General features: G+C 62.1%; 22 protein-coding genes. 14 read left to right on the top strand and 8 right to left on the bottom strand.

Annotated elements, in window-relative coordinates:
* Positions 1-34 precede the first annotated feature (34 nt).
* From ACG2K1_RS01430 to ACG2K1_RS01405, 6 genes are all read left to right on the top strand, one after another.
* Entirely contained in the window at positions 35-2,428 is a 2,394-nt protein-coding gene (locus ACG2K1_RS01430) for a DNA translocase FtsK (protein ID WP_395429315.1), read from the top strand.
* A 135-nt stretch (positions 2,429-2,563) separates the two neighbouring features.
* Positions 2,564-3,061, top strand: coding sequence for a hypothetical protein (locus ACG2K1_RS01425; RefSeq protein ID WP_395429288.1), 498 nt, complete (start codon positions 2,564-2,566; stop codon positions 3,059-3,061).
* Positions 3,062-3,073: 12 nt separating this feature from the next.
* Positions 3,074-3,478 (top strand): hypothetical protein, encoded by a 405-nt coding sequence (locus ACG2K1_RS01420; RefSeq protein WP_395429287.1) that lies wholly within the window; start codon positions 3,074-3,076, stop codon positions 3,476-3,478.
* An 87-nt stretch (positions 3,479-3,565) separates the two neighbouring features.
* Positions 3,566-3,823: a hypothetical protein gene (locus tag ACG2K1_RS01415; RefSeq protein ID WP_009427072.1), complete on the top strand. Its 258-nt coding sequence runs from the start codon at positions 3,566-3,568 to the stop codon at positions 3,821-3,823.
* Entirely contained in the window at positions 3,820-4,830 is a 1,011-nt protein-coding gene (gene hemH / locus ACG2K1_RS01410; RefSeq protein ID WP_395429286.1) for a ferrochelatase, read from the top strand. The genes ACG2K1_RS01415 and hemH overlap by 4 nt, the downstream gene beginning before the upstream one ends.
* Positions 4,831-4,937: 107 nt before the next feature.
* On the top strand, positions 4,938-5,378 hold the full coding sequence (locus ACG2K1_RS01405; protein WP_395429285.1) for a TIGR01244 family sulfur transferase: 441 nt from the start codon (positions 4,938-4,940) through the stop codon (positions 5,376-5,378).
* Positions 5,379-5,506: 128 nt separating this feature from the next.
* Here the strand turns inward: ACG2K1_RS01405 and ACG2K1_RS01400 are convergent, their stop codons facing one another.
* Complete coding sequence (locus tag ACG2K1_RS01400) at positions 5,507-6,004, bottom strand: GAF domain-containing protein (protein WP_395429284.1); 498 nt, start codon at positions 6,002-6,004, stop codon at positions 5,507-5,509.
* A gap of 457 nt (positions 6,005-6,461) precedes the next feature.
* Here ACG2K1_RS01400 and ACG2K1_RS01395 point away from each other — a divergent pair, with 457 nt between their 5' ends.
* From ACG2K1_RS01395 to ACG2K1_RS01365, 7 genes are all read left to right on the top strand, one after another.
* Positions 6,462-7,259, top strand: coding sequence for an ABC transporter ATP-binding protein (locus ACG2K1_RS01395; protein WP_395429283.1), 798 nt, complete (start codon positions 6,462-6,464; stop codon positions 7,257-7,259).
* 91 nt (positions 7,260-7,350) lie between these two features.
* On the top strand, positions 7,351-7,833 hold the full coding sequence (locus tag ACG2K1_RS01390) for a hypothetical protein (RefSeq protein ID WP_395429282.1): 483 nt from the start codon (positions 7,351-7,353) through the stop codon (positions 7,831-7,833).
* A 37-nt stretch (positions 7,834-7,870) separates the two neighbouring features.
* The gene (mlaE, locus tag ACG2K1_RS01385; protein WP_009427065.1) at positions 7,871-8,647 is read left to right on the top strand and encodes a lipid asymmetry maintenance ABC transporter permease subunit MlaE; all 777 of its coding nucleotides are present in this window, start codon (positions 7,871-7,873) and stop codon (positions 8,645-8,647) included.
* 4 nt (positions 8,648-8,651) lie between these two features.
* Entirely contained in the window at positions 8,652-9,152 is a 501-nt protein-coding gene (mlaD, locus tag ACG2K1_RS01380) for an outer membrane lipid asymmetry maintenance protein MlaD (RefSeq protein ID WP_009427064.1), read from the top strand.
* Positions 9,153-9,195: 43 nt separating this feature from the next.
* The gene (locus ACG2K1_RS01375) at positions 9,196-9,789 is read left to right on the top strand and encodes a phospholipid-binding protein MlaC (RefSeq protein ID WP_009427063.1); all 594 of its coding nucleotides are present in this window, start codon (positions 9,196-9,198) and stop codon (positions 9,787-9,789) included.
* 3 nt (positions 9,790-9,792) lie between these two features.
* Complete coding sequence (locus ACG2K1_RS01370; RefSeq protein ID WP_009427062.1) at positions 9,793-10,062, top strand: lipid asymmetry maintenance protein MlaB; 270 nt, start codon at positions 9,793-9,795, stop codon at positions 10,060-10,062.
* Positions 10,059-10,961, top strand: a complete 903-nt coding sequence (locus tag ACG2K1_RS01365; RefSeq protein ID WP_094031026.1) for a VacJ family lipoprotein — start codon at positions 10,059-10,061, stop codon at positions 10,959-10,961. Before ACG2K1_RS01370 ends, ACG2K1_RS01365 begins: the two co-directional genes overlap by 4 nt.
* Before the next feature lie 60 nt (positions 10,962-11,021).
* Here the strand turns inward: ACG2K1_RS01365 and asd are convergent, their stop codons facing one another.
* Positions 11,022-11,924, bottom strand: a complete 903-nt coding sequence (gene asd / locus ACG2K1_RS01360) for an archaetidylserine decarboxylase (protein ID WP_395429281.1) — start codon at positions 11,922-11,924, stop codon at positions 11,022-11,024.
* A 216-nt stretch (positions 11,925-12,140) separates the two neighbouring features.
* On the opposite strand from asd, the gene ubiM reads away from it, so the two are divergent.
* Entirely contained in the window at positions 12,141-13,325 is a 1,185-nt protein-coding gene (gene ubiM / locus ACG2K1_RS01355; RefSeq protein WP_395429280.1) for a 5-demethoxyubiquinol-8 5-hydroxylase UbiM, read from the top strand.
* Positions 13,326-13,434: 109 nt separating this feature from the next.
* Here ubiM and ACG2K1_RS01350 read toward each other — a convergent pair whose 3' ends face one another.
* The 6 genes from ACG2K1_RS01350 to ACG2K1_RS01325 form a co-directional block, all read right to left on the bottom strand.
* Positions 13,435-14,610, bottom strand: coding sequence for a DegT/DnrJ/EryC1/StrS family aminotransferase (locus ACG2K1_RS01350; protein WP_395429279.1), 1,176 nt, complete (start codon positions 14,608-14,610; stop codon positions 13,435-13,437).
* Between the two features lie 167 nt (positions 14,611-14,777).
* A complete protein-coding gene (locus tag ACG2K1_RS01345; protein ID WP_395429278.1) occupies positions 14,778-15,410 on the bottom strand; it encodes an acetyltransferase in 633 nt (210 codons plus the stop codon).
* 301 nt (positions 15,411-15,711) lie between these two features.
* Entirely contained in the window at positions 15,712-16,164 is a 453-nt protein-coding gene (locus ACG2K1_RS01340; RefSeq protein ID WP_395429277.1) for an ASCH domain-containing protein, read from the bottom strand.
* Between the two features lie 32 nt (positions 16,165-16,196).
* Complete coding sequence (locus tag ACG2K1_RS01335; protein WP_395429276.1) at positions 16,197-16,808, bottom strand: sugar transferase; 612 nt, start codon at positions 16,806-16,808, stop codon at positions 16,197-16,199.
* Positions 16,805-17,974, bottom strand: a complete 1,170-nt coding sequence (locus tag ACG2K1_RS01330; RefSeq protein ID WP_036496566.1) for a glycosyltransferase — start codon at positions 17,972-17,974, stop codon at positions 16,805-16,807. Before ACG2K1_RS01330 ends, ACG2K1_RS01335 begins: the two co-directional genes overlap by 4 nt.
* A gap of 24 nt (positions 17,975-17,998) precedes the next feature.
* Entirely contained in the window at positions 17,999-18,388 is a 390-nt protein-coding gene (locus ACG2K1_RS01325; protein WP_036496564.1) for a membrane protein, read from the bottom strand.
* Between the last annotated feature and the right edge of the window lie 3 nt (positions 18,389-18,391).

The following is an 18,391-nucleotide window of genomic DNA, read 5'->3' as shown; positions in this document are numbered from 1 at the left end:
TTTCAGACGGCCTCATTCCTTCATCCCCCACCCTATGAGCAGCAAACCCGAAAAATCCAAAAATCCGCGCAAAACTACCGGCACGCAGCGCCGTTCCGCAGTCAGGAAGGCCGACGGCAGAGCCGCCGCCAAAGCAGGCACGGCGTCCAACCAAAGCATCCGCCGCCGCGCCGAGCATCTGGCCAATCTGATTCACGACACGCTGTGGCTCGCCGCCCTGACGGTCACGGTGTATGCCGCCGTGGCACTGGGCAGCTTTGCCATGAACGATCCCGCGTGGTCGCGCAGCGTGGTTTCAGACGGCGTGCACAATCTGGGCGGCCTGTTCGGCGCGTATTTCGCCGACGTGTCCTATTACCTGTTCGGCCTGTCAGCCTGGTGGCTGATTGCCGCCGCGCTGGTGGCGCTGTGGAAAAACTTCCGCCCGATGCGTCTGCCCGACGCCAAGCCGTACAGCGTGAAGCTGGCGGCGGCGGGGCTGGCGGTGCTGCTGCTGTTCAGCCCCGTTTTGGAATACGCGCTGTGGCAGCAGCCGCTGGGCGATTCGCTGCCCGTCGGTGCGGGCGGGCTGGCGGGATTTGTGCTCGGCGGTTTCGCCGCCCGCCTCTTGGGCAGCGGCGGCAGTTTCCTGCTGACGCTGGTGCTGGTGCTGCTGGCGTTTTCTTTTGTCGCGCAGGTATCCTGGCTCGATATGCTCGAAGGCATAGGCGGGCGCATCGAATGGCTGTGGGAAAAAATCGCGCGCCGCAATTCGCCCTATGTCAAAGACCTGCCCGACGCGAAAACCACGCGCCGCATGGTAAAAGAGGCGGAAAACATCACCGCCGAGCCGCTGGCGCGCCTGTCTGCCGCCAGCAGCAACCGCAAATCCGCGCCGCTGGAAGTGACGCCGCCCGCGCCCGTTCAGACGGCCTTGTTCGACAATAAGGGCGAACCGGCCGAACCGCCCACTAACGGCGAATACGTCAAACCCGCGCTCGGCCTGCTCTCCGCGCCCAAAGGCGAAGTCCGCCCCATCGATCCCGACCGTTTGCAGCAGACCGCCGAGCGCATCGAGAGCAAGCTGGCGGAGTTCGGCATCGACGTGCAAGTGGTGTCGGCCACATCGGGGCCGGTGATCACGCGCTACGAAATCGAACCGGCGCAGGGCGTGAAGGGCAGCCAGATTGTCAACCTGGCCAAAGATTTGGCGCGTTCGATGTCTTTGCAGGCGGTGCGCATCGTCGAAACCATCGCCGGCAAAAATACGATGGGCATCGAGCTGCCGAACGAGCACCGTCAGGAAGTGACCCTGCGCGAAATCCTGTCCGCGCCGGTGTTTGCCGACGCCAAATCCAAACTCACCGTGGCGCTGGGCAAGGATATTGCGGGCTTGCCTGTGGTGGGCGATTTGGCGAAAATGCCGCACCTTCTTGTGGCAGGCATGACCGGTTCGGGCAAATCGGTGGGCGTGAACGGCATGATTATGTCCATGCTCTACAAGGCCAAGCCCGACGAGGTGCGCTTCATCATGATCGACCCGAAAATGCTCGAACTTTCGGTTTACGACGGCATCCCGCACCTGCTGTGTCCCGTCGTTACCGACATGCGCGAAGCGGGGCAGGCGCTGAACTGGTGCGTGGCCGAAATGGAAAAACGCTACCGCCTGCTCTCGCACTTGGGCGTGCGCAACCTTGACGGCTACAATGCCAAAATCGAGGAAGCCGCCGCGGCGGAGAAAAAAATCCCCAATCCGTTCAGCCTCAACCCCGACGATCCCGAGCCGCTGGAAAAACTGCCGCTGATTGTCGTCGTGATTGACGAATTGGCCGACCTGATGATGACCGAACGCAAAGCCGTCGAGCAGCAGATTGCCCGTTTGGCGCAGAAAGCCCGCGCCGCCGGCATCCATCTCATCATCGCCACCCAACGCCCGAGCGTCGACGTGATTACCGGCCTGATTAAAGCCAATATCCCCACCCGCATGGCCTTTACCGTGCAGAGCAAAATCGACAGCCGCACCATTCTCGACCAAATGGGCGCGGAAGACCTGCTCAAATACGGCGACCTTTTGTTTTTGCAGCCGGGCAACGCCGAGCCCACCCGCTTGCAGGGCGCGTTTGTGTCCGACCACGAAGTGCACGAAGTCGTGTCGCACATCAAACGCCAGGCGCCCGCCAACTATGTCGACGGCCTTCTGTCGGGCGAAGCGGCGATGGAAACCGTCAACGCCGTCAACCCCAACGCGGGCGCGGACGATTTGTTCGACCGCGCCGTGTCCTTCGTTATCGAAACGCGCAAAACCTCCATCTCATCGCTGCAACGCCATCTGAAAATCGGCTACAACCGCGCCGCCAACATGATGGACGCGCTGGAAGAAGCGGGCGTCGTTTCCGCCGCCGACGTCGGCGGTGCGCGCAAAGTGCTGGCAAGGAAAGACGACTTGTAAACCCGTTTTCAGAAACGTCATTCCCGCGTTTATGCCCCGAAGGGGTATAGGCGGGAACGGCCTGTTTTCAGACGGCCTGCTGCCGCTTTGAGGCCGTCTGAAAACAAAGCGAAAACGAACCGTAACAAAACCGCCGTGAAAAAATACCTTCCCCACCTCGGAACGCTCGCCTGCGCCGCCCTAGCCGCCGTTTTCTTCACGCAGAAAATGTCCGGCTTCATGCTCTTTGTCTTCCTGCCGCCGCTGCTGATCGTCCGCGCCGCCGCATGGTGGAAGGCGCGCAAAAGCCCGCAGGCCAAACGGCTGGAAAACTTCCGCATCTTCGTCTGGTCGGTTGCCGCCGCATTCGCCGTCGCCGCCAACGTGCAATACGTCCGCGCCGCCCGCAGCGACATGACCGCCATCGCCCAAGCCGTCGAACGCTACCGCGCCGCCAACGGCCGCCTGCCCGACACCCTCGACGATGCCGGCATCTACGTCAAAAACAGCTTCGAAGTCCGTTACAACTATTGGCAAGACACCAAAAAACACATCCTCCTCTATAAAGATCCGCTGCTGCCCTTCGAGTTTTACCAATACGATTTCGACAACCGCCGCTGGCTGCAAGACAACGGCGAACCCGTTACCGACTGAAAGGAAACCCGCATGAAAATCCCCGCCGCGCTTGCCGCCCTCCTCTTCGCTACCACAGCCGCCGCCGCGCCCGATCCCGCCGCCCGCGCCCGCTTCGTCAACTTCACCGACCTCGCCCAACTGACCGGCACCCTGCACAAAGAAGCCGAACAATGCGGCCTGTCGAAAAAAGACGACCCCTTCTTCGCCCCCGGCGGCAAACTGCACACCACCCTGCTGCGCGGCCTCAAAAGCAGCGCCGACGCCGCCGCCCTGAACCTCGACCGGCAGAAAATCGCCGAAACCGCCGCAGCCGCCTACGCCAAAGGCCGCGCCACCTCCGAAAAACTGTTCACCGCCCAAGGCTGCACGCCCGAAGCCAAAGAAAAAATCGCGCAAACCAAACAATGGCTGCTGCAAACCGCCGCGCAACAATAAACAGACGCGCCAAGCCGCCGCACCCGAAAAGGCCGTCTGAAAGCGAAACTGCAACGAAGTAAAAACCGAAAACCGCCTCCGCCCGCCATGAACAAAACCGCCGCCCTCCTCCTCATCCTGCTTGCCGCCTGCGGCAGAGCGCCCGACAACGAACCGCCACCCGCCGAACTGCGCGCGCAGGAAGCCGCCACCCCGTTCAAAGAACAAACCAAAGACTACACAGCCCCCGCCGACGCGCCCGAAAACGACGCCTCCGCGCCCGACATGAGCGCCGTCGCCTCCGAAGCCGCGCCGAAAAGGCCGTCTGAAAACCCCGTCAGCACACCGCCCGAAGGAAACCCATGAAACGCTACCAGGCAGAACCCGCCCCCGCCAAACCGCACACCGGCAAAACCGGCATCCTCCTCATCAACCTCGGCACCCCCGCCGCCCCCACCGCCGAAGCCGTGCGCCCCTACCTGCGCCAATTCCTCTCCGACACCCGCGTCATCGAACTGCCGCCGCTCCTCTGGCAACCCATCCTGCGCGGCCTCATCCTCCCCTTCCGTGCCAAAAAAAGCGCCGCCCACTACAAAAAAATCTGGTTCAAAGAAGGCTCGCCGCTGATGGTTTACAGCCAACGCCAAACCAAAGCACTGGCCGAACGCCTGCCCGAAGCCGTCGTCCGCTGCGCCATGACCTACGGCCTGCCCGACGTCGCCTACACCATCGCCGAACTCAAAGCCCAAGGCGTCGACAAAATCCTCGCCCTCCCCCTTTTCCCGCAATACGCCGCATCCAGCAGCGGCGCCGCCCTCGACCAAGTGATGCGCGCCATGCTGCGCACCCGCAGCCAGCCCTCCCTGCGCACCCTGCGCAGCTTCCACAACGACCCCGGCTACATCGAAGCCCTGCGCCGCCAAGTCTCCGCCTACTGGCAGGAACACGGCAAAAGCAAACACCTGCTGATGAGTTTCCACAGCATCCCGCAGGCGCACGCCGACGCAGGCGACCCCTATCCCGACGAATGCCGCGAAACCGCCCGCCTGCTCGCCGCCGCCCTCGGCCTCTCCGACAACGAATACACCGCCTCCTTCCAAAGCCGCTTCGGCGGCGGCAAATGGCTCGAACCGGCCACCGAAGACATGTTCCGCAGTCTGCCCAAACAAGGTGTCGAATCGCTCGATGTCATCTGCCCCGCCTTCGTCAGCGACTGCATCGAAACCATGGAAGAAATCGCCGTCGAAGGCCGCGAAACCTTCCACGAAGCGGGCGGCCGCCAATTCCGCTACATTCCCTGCCTCAACGACAACCCCGACTGGATAGACGCCCTCGCCGCCATCGTCCGCCGCGAAGCCGCAGGCTGGCTGTAAAACCGAAAAGGCCGTCTGAAAGCCCCCGTTTCCCGTTTCAACTTCGTTAAACCCTTGCTTTCAGACGGCCTCTCATCCCCCAAAACGAAACCGAGAAAGGAAACCCCATGCCCATCCGCCGACTCACCGACACGCTCTACATCGCCCCGCAGCTCACCGAAGCCGACGCACACGAAGCCGCGCGGCTCGGCATCCAAAGCGTCATCTGCAACCGCCCCGACGGCGAAGAAGACGGCCAACCCTCCTACGCACAAGTGCAGCGCTGGCTCATCGACGCGGGCATAGGCGAAACCGTGCACCAACCGATCAACGCCGCGCCCGCCATCTCCGCCGCCGACGTCAACAACTTCCAAGTCCTGCTCACTTCGTCGGAAGCCCCCGTCCTCGCCTACTGCCGCACCGGCACGCGCAGTTCGCTGCTGTGGGCGTACCACGCCGTGCAAAACGGCACGAGTGTCGACGATGCCGTCCGTGCCGCCGCCGCTGCGGGCGTCGATTTGTCCGCCTTTGCCGAACGCCTGAACCGCGCGGCGCAAAACGGCCTGTAAACCGCCGCCGCAACAAAAAGGCCGTCTGAAAACCTTGAATAAGGGTTTTCAGACGGCCTTTTGTATACCAGCTTTCAGGCGGAAAGATTGGCGCAAAGCGCACCGTCGGATTCGGGTTTGCCCGTTTTTCAGACGGCCTCGCGCGCCCCCGCGCCGCGCGAGAGCAGCGCCGCCACTTTCGTCAAACCGTCGGCGTCGGTTTCGTCGAAAGCGGCCAAGGTTTCCGCATCGGCGTCCAGCACGCCCCACACCCTGCCCGCTTCATCCGCCAGCGGCACGACGATTTCCGATTTCGAGCGCGAGGAACAGGCGATGTGGTCGGGGTGCGCATCCACATCGGGCACCAGCATCACTTCGTTTTTCTGCCACGCCTGCCCGCACACGCCGCGTCCGTAGGGAATGCGCGTGCAGGCCAAAGGCCCTTGGAACGGGCCGAGCACCAGCTCGCGGCCGCGAACCAGATAAAAGCCGACCCACAGCCAGCCGAAAGCCTCTTTCAACACCGCCGCCGTGTTGGCGAGATTGGCGGTTTGGTCGCTCTCGTCCGCCAGCAGCGCGGCCAGCTGCGGCAGAAGTTCGTCGTAGCGTCCGGCCTTGCTTTCGGCCTGCGCGGAAAAATGGTGCATATCGTCGTCTCCTCTCTGATACGCCCGAAAGGCTCGCTGCCCTCGGGCTGTCGGACAAAGCGGCGGATGATACGCGGCAAACGGCGGCACGTCACGGCCGCAGGCAGAAAGGCCGTCTGAAAACGCTGACGCGGCAGCGCCAAAACACCCGCACCTGGGGTTGTTGACAATCAGCTTGCGAAGCGGTTTTTTGAGGAAAAATCTGCGGATGCAAGGAAAAAAGCGCAGCAAGGTTGGACACCTTGCGAGCATTTTTGACGCGGCAGGCGCGGATTTTTACCAAAAACACCGCCGGCAAGGCCGAGTGTCAACAGCCCCTATGCCGTCAGTGTATGTTTATGCCGTATAATGCCGTCCTGCCGCGCCGCAGGCCGTCTGAAAAGGCGGCCTGCGGCGGACATTTGCCCCTTTCGCAACCAATATTTAGAATGCCGCAATTTCCGCACCGAGCCGCCTCATGTCCCAGCCCTTTATCGAAATGAAAAACGTCGTCTTCGCCTACGGCAGCCGCGTCATCCTGCGCGACGTCAGCTTTGCCGTGGCGCGCGGCGCGTTTGCGGCGGTGATGGGCGGCTCGGGCAGCGGCAAAACCACCCTCATGCGCCTGATTACCGGCCAAATCCACCCGCAGTCCGGCCAAGTGCTCATCGAAGGCCGCGATCTGGCCGCCTTTTCCGATGCCGAACTCTACGAACACCGCCGCCGCATGGGCGTATTGTTCCAACACGGCGCGCTGTTTACCGACCTTTCCGTGTTCGACAACATCGCCTTCCCAATGCGCGAACTCACCCGCCTGCCCGAAGCCGTTATCCGCGATTTGGTATTGCTGAAACTCAACGCCGTCGGCCTGCGCGGCGTGGAAAACCTGATGCCCTCCGAGCTTTCCGGCGGCATGGCGCGCCGCGTCGCCCTCGCCCGCACCATCGCCCTCGACCCCGAAATCATGCTTTACGACGAACCGTTTACCGGCCTCGACCCGATTTCGCTCGGCGTGATCGCCCACCTCATCAGCCGCGTCAACAAAGCCCTGCGCTCCACCAGCGTGATGGTGACGCACGACATTGAAAAATCGCTGCAAATCGTCGACCAGGTGATTTTTCTCGCGCACGGCGAAATCATGTTCTCCGGCACGCCGCAAGAAATGCGCGAACTTGATTCGCCGTGGGTGCGCCAATTTGTCGGCGGCGAAGCCGACGGCCCCGTCGCCTTCCGCTACCCCGCGCCAACGACGCTGAAAGACGATTTGCTCGGCTAGTTTTCAGTAACGTCATTCCCGCGTAGGCGGGAACGGCCTAATCGACTGAAAGGCCGTCTGAAAGCCTTTCGCGCCGCAGGGAACAAACCGCATGACGAAAAACCGCTTCTGCCTCGCCGCCCTCGCCATCCTTGATGCGGCTGCGCTCTGTTACGCGCTTTGGCAATACGCCGACGCGGGCGCGTTTCTTTACACCTTTTTGGCGGAGCGCGTGGCGGACGCGGCGGCGGGATTTTCCTTTGACGATGCCGCGCTGAGCCTGCTGTTTCTCGCCGCACCGTTGTCGTCGCTGCTGCTTTACTGCCTGCTGCCGCTTTCCGCCTACGGTTTGGCACGCGGCAGACGCTGGGTTCGTTGGGTCGTGCTGCTGCAACTGCCGCTGCGCCTTTTGGATTTTTCGCCCAGCCTGCCCGTTTGGGAAACCGCCGCCGCGCAAAGCATCGCCGACCTGCTGCCGCCAATGTGGCAGACCCGCACCCTCATCAACCTGCTGCTGGCGGTCGAGCTGGGCAAAGCCCTGTGGGTGTGGTTGCTCACCCGCAAAACACGTTTTCAGACGGCCTCACAAGCCTGAAAGGCCGTCTGAAACCCTTTTTTTGAAACCCAAAACTATGGACTTTATTCAAACCGTCGGCGCGAAAACGCTGGCCTTTATCCGCTCCCTCGGCAGCGTCTGCCTGTTTTTCATGCAGATTCTGGCGCGCTCCGGCACGGCGTTCGCGCGGCCGCGCCTCTCGGTGCGGCAGGTGTATTTTTCCGGCGTGATGTCGGTGCTGATTATAGCCGTGTCGGGGCTGTTTGTCGGCATGGTGCTCGGTTTGCAGGGCTACACGCAGCTTGCCAAGTTCAAATCGGCCGATATTTTGGGCTATATGGTGGCCGCCTCGCTGTTGCGCGAACTCGGCCCCGTGCTGGCCGCCATCCTGTTTGCCAGCAGTGCGGGCGGCGCGATGACCAGCGAAATCGGTCTGATGAAAACCACCGAGCAGCTCGAAGCGATGAACGTGATGGCGGTGAACCCCGTCGCCCGCGTCGTAGCGCCGCGATTTTGGGCTGGCGTGTTTTCCATGCCGCTTTTGGCGTCGATTTTCAACGTGGCCGGCATTTACGGCGCGTATCTCGTCGGCGTGCAGTGGCTCGGCCTCGACAGCGGCATTTTCTGGTCGCAGATGCAGAACAACATCTCCTTCGGCTACGACGTGCTCAACGGCCTGATCAAATCCGCCTGCTTCGGCGTGGCCGTATCGCTGATTGCCGTGCACCAGGGCTTCCACGCCTCGCCCACCTCCGAAGGAATCCTGCGCGCCAGCACGCGCACCGTGGTGTCCTCCGCCCTCACCGTGCTGGCCGTCGACTTCATCCTCACCGCCTTTATGTTCACCGGATAACGATATGAAACGCAATATTATGGAATTCTGGGTCGGCCTCTTCGTTTTGGCCGGCATCGCCGCCCTCGGCTTTCTCTCCTTCCGCGCCGCAGGCGGCAGCAGCCTGGGCGGCGGCGGAACGGCGGGCTACACCGTCTACGCCGAGTTCACCGACATCGGCGGACTGAAAACCCGCGCCCCGGTCAAAGCCTCGGGCGTGCTGGTCGGCCGCGTCGAAAGCATCGCCCTCGACCCGCAGAGCTACCGCGCCAAAGTCGCCATCCGCCTCGACGACCAATACAAATTCAGCAGCGACGTGTCCGCTCAAATCCTTACCTCCGGCCTCTTGGGCGAGCAGTACATCGGTCTGATGCAGGGCGGCGACCCGGAAACCCTTGCCGCAGGCGACACCATCACGCTGACCAATTCCGCCCTGGTGTTGGAAAACCTCATCGGCAAATTCATGACCAATTTCGCCGAAGGCAATTCGAGGCCGTCTGAAAAACAGGACGCGCCGCAACCGTAATCCTGATAACGTAACCCCGATAACCTAAAACGAGAGAACCAATATGAAAACAACGCTTTATACAGCAGCCATCATCGCCGCCGCCGTCGGCAGCGCCCATGCCACACCGCAGCAGGCCGTCGCCCAAGTGCGCGAAAACGCCGCGCAGGTGCTCACCATCCTGAAAAAAGCCAACGGCAGCAACGATGCCGCCGTGCGCAAAGAAGCGGAAAACTACGCCCTGCCCTATTTCGACTTCCAACGCATGACCGCGCAGGCCGTCGGCCAGCCGTGGACACAGGCCACTCCCGCGCAGAAACAGGCGCTGGCCAAAGAATTCCAAACCCTGCTCATCCGCACCTATTCGGGCACGATGCTGAAATTCAAAAATTCCACCGTCGACGTGAAAGCCAACCCCGTCGTCAACAAAGGCGGCAAAGAAATCGTCATCCGCACCGAAATCAGCCAAAGCGGCGGCAAACCCGTCAACATGGATTTCACCACCTACCAAAGCGGCGGCAAATACCGCGTCTACAACGTTGCCGTCGAAGGCGCCAGCCTCGTTACCGTCTACCGCAACCAGTTTGGCGAAACCATCAAAAACAAAGGTTTCGACGGCCTGATTCAAGACCTGAAAACCAAAAACGGCGGCAAATAAGCCATGGACAGCGAAATCCGCGGCGGCGTGCTCTGCCTGTCGGGCGACATCACCGTCAAAACCGTAGACGAAGCCGCTCTGCGCCGCCTGCGCCGCCTGATCGGGCAAAAGCCCGCCGAGGCCGACCTCTCCGCCGTCGGCCGCGCCGATTCCGCCTGCCTCTGCCTGCTGCTGGAAATCCTGCGCGGCAGCGGCGGGCAGCTGCGCGGCATCCCCGCAGCCGTGCGCGATCTTGCCGATCTGTACGAAGTCCGAGAATGGATGAACCTATGAAACGCCACGCCCTCCCCGCCGCCCTCGCCCTCCTGATGGCCGCCGCCCCCGTTTTTGCCGACGGACAAAACGAAAACACCGAAACGCCTGCCCCCGCCGCGCAAACCGCGCAGACAAACGCCGGCACGCCCGCCGTACGCGACCGCTACGAGCGCTACAACCGCTTCATGTTCAAAGTGAACGACAAAGCCGACCGCTACATCTTCGCCCCCGTCGCCCGCGGCTACCGCAAAGTCGCCCCCGCCCCCGTGCGCGGCGGCGTACGCAATTTCTTCAACAACCTGCGCGACGTCGTCAGCTTCGGCAGCAACGTCCTGCGGCTCGACGCCAAACGCGCCAGCGAAGACTTCATGCGCGTCGCCGTCAACACCACCTTCGGCCTTGGCGGCCTTATCAACGTCGCCGGCGCGGGCGGTATCCCCGACAACAAAAACACCCTCGGCGACACCTTCGCCTCATGGGGCTGGAAAAACAGCCACTACTTCGTCTACCCGCTTACCGGCCCCTCCACCCTGCGCGACAGCGTCGGCAACACCGCCCTGATGGCCTATCCCGTGAAAAACGCCATTTTTCACACCACCGCCGGCCGCGTCTCCTCCACCGCCTTGCAGGCCGTCAACACCCGCGAAGAATATCTCGACCTCACCGACAGCATCGGCGACGCCGCCCTCGACCCCTACATCATGGTGCGCGACGGCTATATGCAGATGCGTGACAAACAAATCGGCAACACCGCCGCCGCAGGCAGCGCCGAAGACATCGACATCGACGAACTCGTCGCCCCCGACACCGCCCCGCCCGCAAGCGGCGCAGCCGCCCAAACAGCATCCGAACCCGCCGAACTGTCCGCCAGCCAACCCTATGCGGACGAAGATACGGCAGAGCAGTCCGAACCCTAGTCTGAAAAACCAAGAGGCCGTCTGAAAATATTCAGACGGCCTCTTCTCCTTATATATATGTCAGCCCGCATCAGCGCGCACGCCGAGGGCTTCGCCCATGCGTACGGGCGCTCCTGCGGCAAGACTGCCGTTCAGGCGGATGCTGTTTTTCGGGAACAGGTTGATAACGGTCGAACCGAGGCGGAAGGCGCCCATTTCCTGCCCTTTTGCCAGCCGCACCGCGCCTTCGCCTTCGGCGGGATAGAGCCATTGCAAAACACTTTTGCTGCGCGGCGGGTTGATGATGCCCGCCCATACGGTGCTGATGCTGGCGGTGACGGTTGCACCGACGAGTATCTGCACCATTGTGCCGAACTCGGTGTCGAACACGCAGATCAGGCGCTCGTTGCGGGCGAAGAGGTTGGGGATGTGCTGCGCGAGAAAGGGGTTGACGGAATAGAGTTCGCCCGGAACGTAGATCATGCGGCGCAGGGCGGCATCGCAGGGCATATGGACGCGGTGGTAGTCGCGCGGGGAGAGGTAGGTGGTGAGGAAGAGGCCGTCTGAAAACTCTGCGGCCAGCGCTTCGTCGCCCGCCAGCAGTTCGAGGGCGGTGAAGTCGTGGCCTTTGGCCTGTATCAGCCGCCCCGCTTCGATGGCGCCTGCTTCGCTGACGCGGCCGTCGGCGGGCAAAACAAGGGTTTGCGGCTCGGCGTTTATCGGCCGCGCGCCGTCTTTGAGGGGGCGGATGAAAAATTCGTTGAAGCTGGCATAGTCGGCCGCGCGGCTTTTTTTCGCTTCGGCCATGTTGATTTTGTAGCAGGCGGCGAAGGTTTTGATAACAGCGCGGGTGAGCACGCCCCAGCGGCGTTCGGCCAGCCATCCTGCGACGCGGGTGACTGCCAGCTGCGGCAGCAGATAATGGAAGGCGGTTTTGAGGCGCTGCCGGTAGGTCGGGGCGGGATAGGGGCGCAGTTCGGACATGGCGGTTTCCTGTTTGTCTGTTATCGGTTGCGGTGGCGGCGGAGTATAGCAAGAAAGGCCGTCTGAAAGGGGATGCGCTTGATTCAGGCCAAATTTTCCCGTGCTGCCGCCACAGGGCGGCGTTTTTTTGTTATCCTTGCCGCCGTTTTGCAAAGCGGAATTTCAGATGAAACTTTCACCCGCATCTTCCGCACCGCCCAACCCAGGAGAACCAAGATGAACAGCCATTCCGACATTATTGTCGTCGGCGCAGGCCCTGCCGGCCTGAGCTTCGCCCGCACTCTGGCCGACAGCGGCCTTTCCGTCACCATCGTTGAAAAAGCGCCGCTCGAGAGCATCGAAAACCCCGCCTACGACGGCCGCGAAATCGCCCTCACCCATCTGTCGAAAGAAATCATGGAGCGGCTGGGCATGTGGCAGCGCGTGCCGGAAAACGAGATTTACCAACTCAAAGACGCCAAAGTGTGGAACGGCACTTCGTCCTACCAACTCTATTTCCCGCAGCCCAAACAGGCGCGCGGCGGCGCAACCGACCGCTTGGGCAACCTGATTTCCAACCACAACATCCGCCGCGCCGCCTACGAAGCCGTGAAAGAGCAGGACAACGTTACCCTGCTGACGGGCGTCGGCGTCAAAGAAGCGCGCACCACCGACACCCAAGCCTATGTCACCCTTGACAACGGCGAAACCCTCACCGCCCGCCTGCTGGTGGCCGCCGACAGCCGTTTCTCGCAAACCCGCCGCCAAATCGGCATTTCCGCCGATATGCACGACTTCGGCCGCACCGTTATCGTCTGCCGTTTCAAACACGAAATCTCCAACGGCCACACCGCCGTCGAATTTTTCCAATACGGCCGCACCCTCGCCCTTCTGCCGCTGGAAGAGCATCTCACCAACTGCGTGATTACCATCGACAGCGACAAAGCAGGCAGCCTGCTGGCGCTGAGCGACGAAGAACTCGCCGCCGATTTGGAAAAACAGCTCAACTTCAAACTGGGCAAAATGGAAAAAACCGGCACGCTGCACACCTATCCGCTGGTGGGCGTGCACGCGAGCCGCTTCTACGCCCCGCGCGCCGCCCTGATCGGCGATGCCGCCGTCGGCATGCACCCCGTCACCGCCCACGGTTTCAACCTCGGCCTCGAAAGCGCCGACATTTTGGGCAGACTCGTTTTGCAGGCAGCGCAAAACGGCCAGGACATCGGCGCGGCCTCCCTTTTGGAACGCTACAACGCCAAACACCAGCTCAACACCCGCCCGCTCTATCACGGCACGAATGCGATGGTCAAACTCTTCACCAACGAAGCCGCCCCCGCCAAACTGCTGCGCGGCCTCGTTTTGCGCGTCAGCAACAACCTGCCGCCGGTGAAAAAACTGATTACCCACCAGCTGACGGGCTGAGTACCGCATAGCGCAAAAGGCCGTCTGAAAGCCCGCACGGGGTTTTCAGACGGCCTTTTTGATACAGACAGAGGCCGTCTGAAAAGTCTGCGGCGCTTTTCAGACGGCCTCAGGCCGAGGCTTCGGCCAAAACGGCGGCGGTGTTGTCGCGGCAGAACGCGATTTCGTCGTCGGTGAGCGTGGGGTGCACGAGGAACATCAGGCTGGTGTCGCCCAACTCGGCCGCGTTTTTCAGACGGCCTGCGGGTCGCCACGGCGTGCCGTCGAAGGCTTTTTCCAGATACACTTCGGAGCAGCTGCCCTGATAGCAGGGCACTTTGCGCGCGTTTAATTCGTTTACGATGCGGTCGCGCGTCCAGCCCTGTTTGAGTTTTTCGGGGCGCACAAAGGCGTAAAACTTGTATTGCGCGTGTTCGATGTAGTCGGGGATTTCTACTAGGCGGATGCAGTCAAACCGCGCCAGCGTTTCGGCCAGCTTTGCGGCGTTTTCGCGGCGGCGCGCCGTCCATTCGGTCATACGGCGAAGCTGGATGCGGCCAATTACAGCCTGCATTTCCGTCATGCGCCAGTTGGTGCCGAAGCTCTCGTGCAGCCAGCGGAATCCGGGCGGGTGTTGGCGGTGGTACACCGCGTCGTAGCTTTTGCCGTGGTCTTTGTACGACCACATTTTTTCCCACAATTCTTTGCTGTTGGTCGTTACCATGCCGCCCTCGCCGCCGGTGGTCATGATTTTGTCCTGGCAGAACGACCACGCGCCGACGTGGCCGATTGAGCCGACGGATTTGCCTTTGTAACGCGCGCCGTGGGCTTGGGCGCAATCTTCGATGACCCACAGATTGTGTTTTTCGGCCAGCGCCATAATCGCGTCCATTTCGGCGGGCATACCGGCAAGGTGGACGACGATGACGGCTTTGGTGTTGGGGGTTAAGGCCGTCTGAATCGTCTCGGCGGTGATGTTTTGGCTGTTTAAATCGACATCGGCAAACACGGGATTTGCGCCTGCGGTAACGATGCAGGAGGCGGAGGCGAGAAAGGTGCGCGAAGTAACAATCACATCGTCGCCCGCGCCGATGCCCATCGCTTTGAGGGCGACATCCAGCGCCAGCGTGCCGTTGGCGAGGGCGACGGCGTATTGCGTGCCGGCAAAGGCGGCGAATTCTTTTTCAAATTCGCGGCATTCGCTGCCCGTCCAGTAGTTGACTTTGTTGGACAGTAAAACGCGCGATACGGCATCGGCTTCTTCTTGGGTGAAGCTCGGCCAGGGGGAGAGGGAAGTGTTCAGCATAAGGTTCTTTCTTTTTTCAGACGGCCTATCCGTCGTTTTTGTCAGACGGCGCAATATCGAAAACCTGCAAGGCCGCGTCGGCCAAAGTCAGCAATACATCAATCAGCCACATTTCGAGTTTCCTGTAACAGGCCGTCTGAACCCTTTCAGACGGCCTCTTTTAATATTCAGCGCAAAGTCCGCGCAGGCACACCGACGACCGTCAGGCCGTCTGCCACATCGCCCACCACCGCCGCGCCTGCGCCGACGGTGACGCCGCTACCGATACGCACCTGCTGGCGGGTGCACGCGCCTATGCCTATCCAACTGCCTTCGCCGACCGCCGTGCCGCCCGCCAGATGCGCGCCCGGGCTGATGTGGACGAAGCCGCCCAGCGTGCAGTCGTGGTCGACCGTGGCGGCGGTGTTGATAATGCAGCCCTCGCCCAGCACGCTGCCGGGCTGGACAACGGCTTGGGCGAACACCGCGCAGCCGCCGCCGAGTTCGGCAAACGGGGCGACAACGGCACTCGGGTGGACGATGTCGGGCAAGGCGAAACCCAGCGTTTTCAAACGGCCGAACAGCCGCCGCCGCGCCGCATTGTCGCCGACGGCCACGGCGGCTTGGTATGCGTCGGGGGCAACGCGGCTGCCGAGCAGTTCCGTGCCGCCCAAAACGGGCAGGCCGACAACGCTGCCGCCTGCGGTGCGGGCGTCGTCGAGAAACACAATCCGCGCCCACTGCGCGGCAGCCAGCGCGGTGGCCGCCAACACTTTGCCGTGGCCGCCCGCGCCGATAATGACGAGGTTTTTGCTGTCCATAAAACGCTTCTCTGTTTGTCTGTCGGGGCGGAAGGCCGTTCCCCCGACTGCCGTAATTCCCGCGTAGGCGGGAATCTTGGTTGATATCCTACATTTTTTGAATAAACAATCGGTTGACGGAATGGAAACAAGACTCCCACCTATGCGGGAATGACGCCGCTTGGGGAAGCAGTTGGCGGTTTCGGCTGCTGTTGCCGCTTAAATTTTCCGTATCCGCGTGCGTGCCTGCGGCACACACCCTACATCTGTTGCGCTCGGGAGGCCGTCTGAAAAGTGCTTTGTGCGGTTTTTGGCTGCGCGTTCAGACGGCCTGCGCAAGCGGCCAGACCCTGCGGAATTCTTCCAGCACGATGGGGCTGTTTTCGGCAAACGCCAAACCCGCTTCGGCCAGCCATTGCGTAAAGGCCGCGCGGTGGACGCGCCGCCAGTATTCCAAAGATTTGTCGCCCTCGCCTTCGCGTGCGGCGTGTTCCGCCGGTACGCGGCAGAAGGCTTCGACGCGCACGCGGGTGATTTCGACGATGCACACGGCGCGTCCGCCGCTGTCTTCTATCACATGGAAGCTGCCCGCCTGCGGCAGCGGTTCGCCCTCGGCGGCATACAGCGCGTGCGCCGAGGAAGTGGCGGTTTTTTCGCCGCGCAGCACCAGATCGGCCAGCAGGTCGGCTTTTTCGCCAAACTGCCAGCTTTGCATTTTATCGGTGACGTGCGGGTTGGCTTGGCGGAATGCCTGCCACATTTCGTCTGCGGTCATTTTTGTTTCCGTTTGTCTGTCGCGGCAAGGATTCACTCCTCTTCGCCGTTGCCCTCAAACTTCGCCGCCGTGGCCTCGCCCTCGGCATTGATGCCTTCGCGCACGAAGACTTTTTTCACGGTCAGCAGCAGGATTCCGATGTCTAGCCAAAAGGAGCGGTGGTCGACATACCACACGTCGAGGCGGAATTTTTCCGGCCAGGAAACCGCGTTGCGGCCGTTGACCTGCGCCCAGCCGGTGATGCCGGGGCGCACTTCGTGGCGGCGGCTTTGTTCGGCGTTGTAGAGCGGCAGGTATTCAGGCAGCAGCGGGCGCGGGCCGACCAGGCTCATGTCGCCTTTCAAAACGTTCCACAATTCGGGCAGCTCGTCGAGGCTGGCGGCGCGCAGTTTGCGGCCGAAGGGGGTGAGGCGTTCGCCGTCGGGCAGGGGATGGCCGTGTTCGTCGGCCGCGTCGCGCATGGTACGGAATTTGTACATGGTGAACAGGCGGCCGTGCCTGCCCGGGCGGGTTTGGCAAAACAGCACGGGCGAGCCGAGGCGGCGGCGGATCAGCCAGGCGAGGAGGGCGAAGAGCGGCGCGAGGCACAGCAGCAGGGCGGCGGCGGCGGCAATATCGAAGGTGCGTTTGGCGGCGTCGTTCACGGCAGGCTTCCTTCTATCAGGCCGATCAGGCGGCGGTAGGACTGTTCGCGGTCGAACAGGCGGGCGATTTCGGCCGTCTGAAAGGGGGCAGCGTTGTTTTTCAGACGGCCTAAGGCGGCGGCGAAGCTTTCGGCATCGCCCGATGTGTAGTGTTCGTGCGGCAGCAGGTGCAGCAGGCGGCGCACTTCGGGGTCTTCTTGGCTGTTGAGTATCGGTTTTTGCAGCGCCATGTAGTCGGACAGTTTGTTGGTGACGGTTTGCGGCGCGTGGCCGTGGATGGCGTTGACGGCGATGTCGCAGCCTTTGGCCAGCGACAGCATATCGCCGTAGGGCAGGTAGCCGTGGAAGACGATGCCCCCGCCGCCGTAGGCCGCGCGCAGGCGGTCGAAATCGCCGCCGCCGCCGCAGATGTGCAGTTCGGCCGCTTCGCCGCGCGCCTGCGCCAGCCGCACGCCGCGGCAGACGGTTTCGACGTCGTAGCTGTGGCTGAGCGTGCCGAGGTAGAACAGGCAGGTTTTCTTGTCGGCGAAGGTTTGCGCGGGCGCGGCGGCGACGGCGGCGAAATCGGCGCCGATGTACACGGCTTCGTGCGGCACGGCGGGATTGGCGGCGCGGGCGCGGGCAAGATAGGTGTGCGACACGGCGGCCAGCGCGTCGGCGCAGGCATAGGCGCGGTCGGCCTTGCGGCCAAAGGGGACAAGGCGCGGCGGCAGTTTTTTCAGCGCGGGCAGCACGGCGGAAAACGATTCCGGCCACACGTCCTGCACATCGATAATCAGCTTATAGCCCAAACGGGCTTTGTGCCGCCCGAGTACGAGGTTGGAGGCAATCAGCGGGTAGGCGGAATACACCGCGTCAAACGCCCCCGCCGCCTGTGATGCCAGCCAACGGTCGAGGTGGCGGACAAAGGCGTGGTGGCTTTTCAGACGGCCTATCGAGACGTTTTTCTCATAGCCCGTTTCGTCGAGCAACACGACTTTCAGACGGCCTTGCGACGCGGCGGCGGCGTCCTCAGGCCGTCTGAAAGATTTGTCGAAATGGCGGAAACGGCTGGTGAGCAGGGTGACGCCGTGCCGCTCGGAAAGCCGCTCGGCCAGATAGCGGAAGCGGTTGAAATAAGGCTCGCCGGGCAGCGAGCAGAAGGGGGCGGCGATCAGGATGTTCATGGGAAAGGCCGTCTGAAAGGCGGTTTACACCAGCCAGCCGTAGGGGTTGACCGCCCGGTTGTCGATCAGGCGCACCAGGCCGTAAATGACGCGGAAGAGATACCACAGGCCGGTGAGGCCGACCAGCGGATAGAGGAAAAACAGGGGAAACTCAACCACATAACTCAAAAACATCAGCAGTATCGGCACGCCGACAAAGCCGAAAATCGAGCCCCAAAAGGTGCGGATCAGATAGGGGATGTGGGTAGAACAGACGGCGTCGCTCACCGTGTCGCGCTTGGCGTAGGCGACAATGACGCCGATCAGCGCCGCCAGACCGGCAGTAAAGATGGTGACGATATACAGGGCGTAAATCAGATAAAGGAAATTGCGCTGTTTTTCGCGATCGGAAGCGTTTTCCAAAGAGTTGTCCATTTT

This window comes from Neisseria sp. 23W00296, assembly GCF_044772855.1.
Classification (GTDB): Bacteria; Pseudomonadota; Gammaproteobacteria; order Burkholderiales; family Neisseriaceae; genus Neisseria.
This window is presented reverse-complemented; position numbering and strand designations above follow the sequence as displayed.

Bases quoted from the DNA above. Each gene is read 5' to 3' on its own strand.
- ACG2K1_RS01430 (WP_395429315.1), top strand. From the start codon at position 35: ATGAGCAGCAAACCCGAAAAATCCAAAAATCCGCGCAAAACTACCGGC.
- ACG2K1_RS01420 (WP_395429287.1), top strand. From the start codon at position 3,074: ATGAAAATCCCCGCCGCGCTTGCCGCCCTCCTCTTCGCTACCACAGCC.
- ACG2K1_RS01415 (WP_009427072.1), top strand. From the start codon at position 3,566: ATGAACAAAACCGCCGCCCTCCTCCTCATCCTGCTTGCCGCCTGCGGC.
- hemH (WP_395429286.1), top strand. From the start codon at position 3,820: ATGAAACGCTACCAGGCAGAACCCGCCCCCGCCAAACCGCACACCGGC.
- ACG2K1_RS01405 (WP_395429285.1), top strand. From the start codon at position 4,938: ATGCCCATCCGCCGACTCACCGACACGCTCTACATCGCCCCGCAGCTC.
- ACG2K1_RS01400 (WP_395429284.1), bottom strand. From the start codon at position 6,004: ATGCACCATTTTTCCGCGCAGGCCGAAAGCAAGGCCGGACGCTACGAC.
- ACG2K1_RS01395 (WP_395429283.1), top strand. From the start codon at position 6,462: ATGTCCCAGCCCTTTATCGAAATGAAAAACGTCGTCTTCGCCTACGGC.
- ACG2K1_RS01390 (WP_395429282.1), top strand. From the start codon at position 7,351: ATGACGAAAAACCGCTTCTGCCTCGCCGCCCTCGCCATCCTTGATGCG.
- mlaE (WP_009427065.1), top strand. From the start codon at position 7,871: ATGGACTTTATTCAAACCGTCGGCGCGAAAACGCTGGCCTTTATCCGC.
- mlaD (WP_009427064.1), top strand. From the start codon at position 8,652: ATGAAACGCAATATTATGGAATTCTGGGTCGGCCTCTTCGTTTTGGCC.
- ACG2K1_RS01375 (WP_009427063.1), top strand. From the start codon at position 9,196: ATGAAAACAACGCTTTATACAGCAGCCATCATCGCCGCCGCCGTCGGC.
- ACG2K1_RS01370 (WP_009427062.1), top strand. From the start codon at position 9,793: ATGGACAGCGAAATCCGCGGCGGCGTGCTCTGCCTGTCGGGCGACATC.
- ACG2K1_RS01365 (WP_094031026.1), top strand. From the start codon at position 10,059: ATGAAACGCCACGCCCTCCCCGCCGCCCTCGCCCTCCTGATGGCCGCC.
- asd (WP_395429281.1), bottom strand. From the start codon at position 11,924: ATGTCCGAACTGCGCCCCTATCCCGCCCCGACCTACCGGCAGCGCCTC.
- ubiM (WP_395429280.1), top strand. From the start codon at position 12,141: ATGAACAGCCATTCCGACATTATTGTCGTCGGCGCAGGCCCTGCCGGC.
- ACG2K1_RS01350 (WP_395429279.1), bottom strand. From the start codon at position 14,610: ATGCTGAACACTTCCCTCTCCCCCTGGCCGAGCTTCACCCAAGAAGAA.
- ACG2K1_RS01345 (WP_395429278.1), bottom strand. From the start codon at position 15,410: ATGGACAGCAAAAACCTCGTCATTATCGGCGCGGGCGGCCACGGCAAA.
- ACG2K1_RS01340 (WP_395429277.1), bottom strand. From the start codon at position 16,164: ATGACCGCAGACGAAATGTGGCAGGCATTCCGCCAAGCCAACCCGCAC.
- ACG2K1_RS01330 (WP_036496566.1), bottom strand. From the start codon at position 17,974: ATGAACATCCTGATCGCCGCCCCCTTCTGCTCGCTGCCCGGCGAGCCT.
- ACG2K1_RS01325 (WP_036496564.1), bottom strand. From the start codon at position 18,388: ATGGACAACTCTTTGGAAAACGCTTCCGATCGCGAAAAACAGCGCAAT.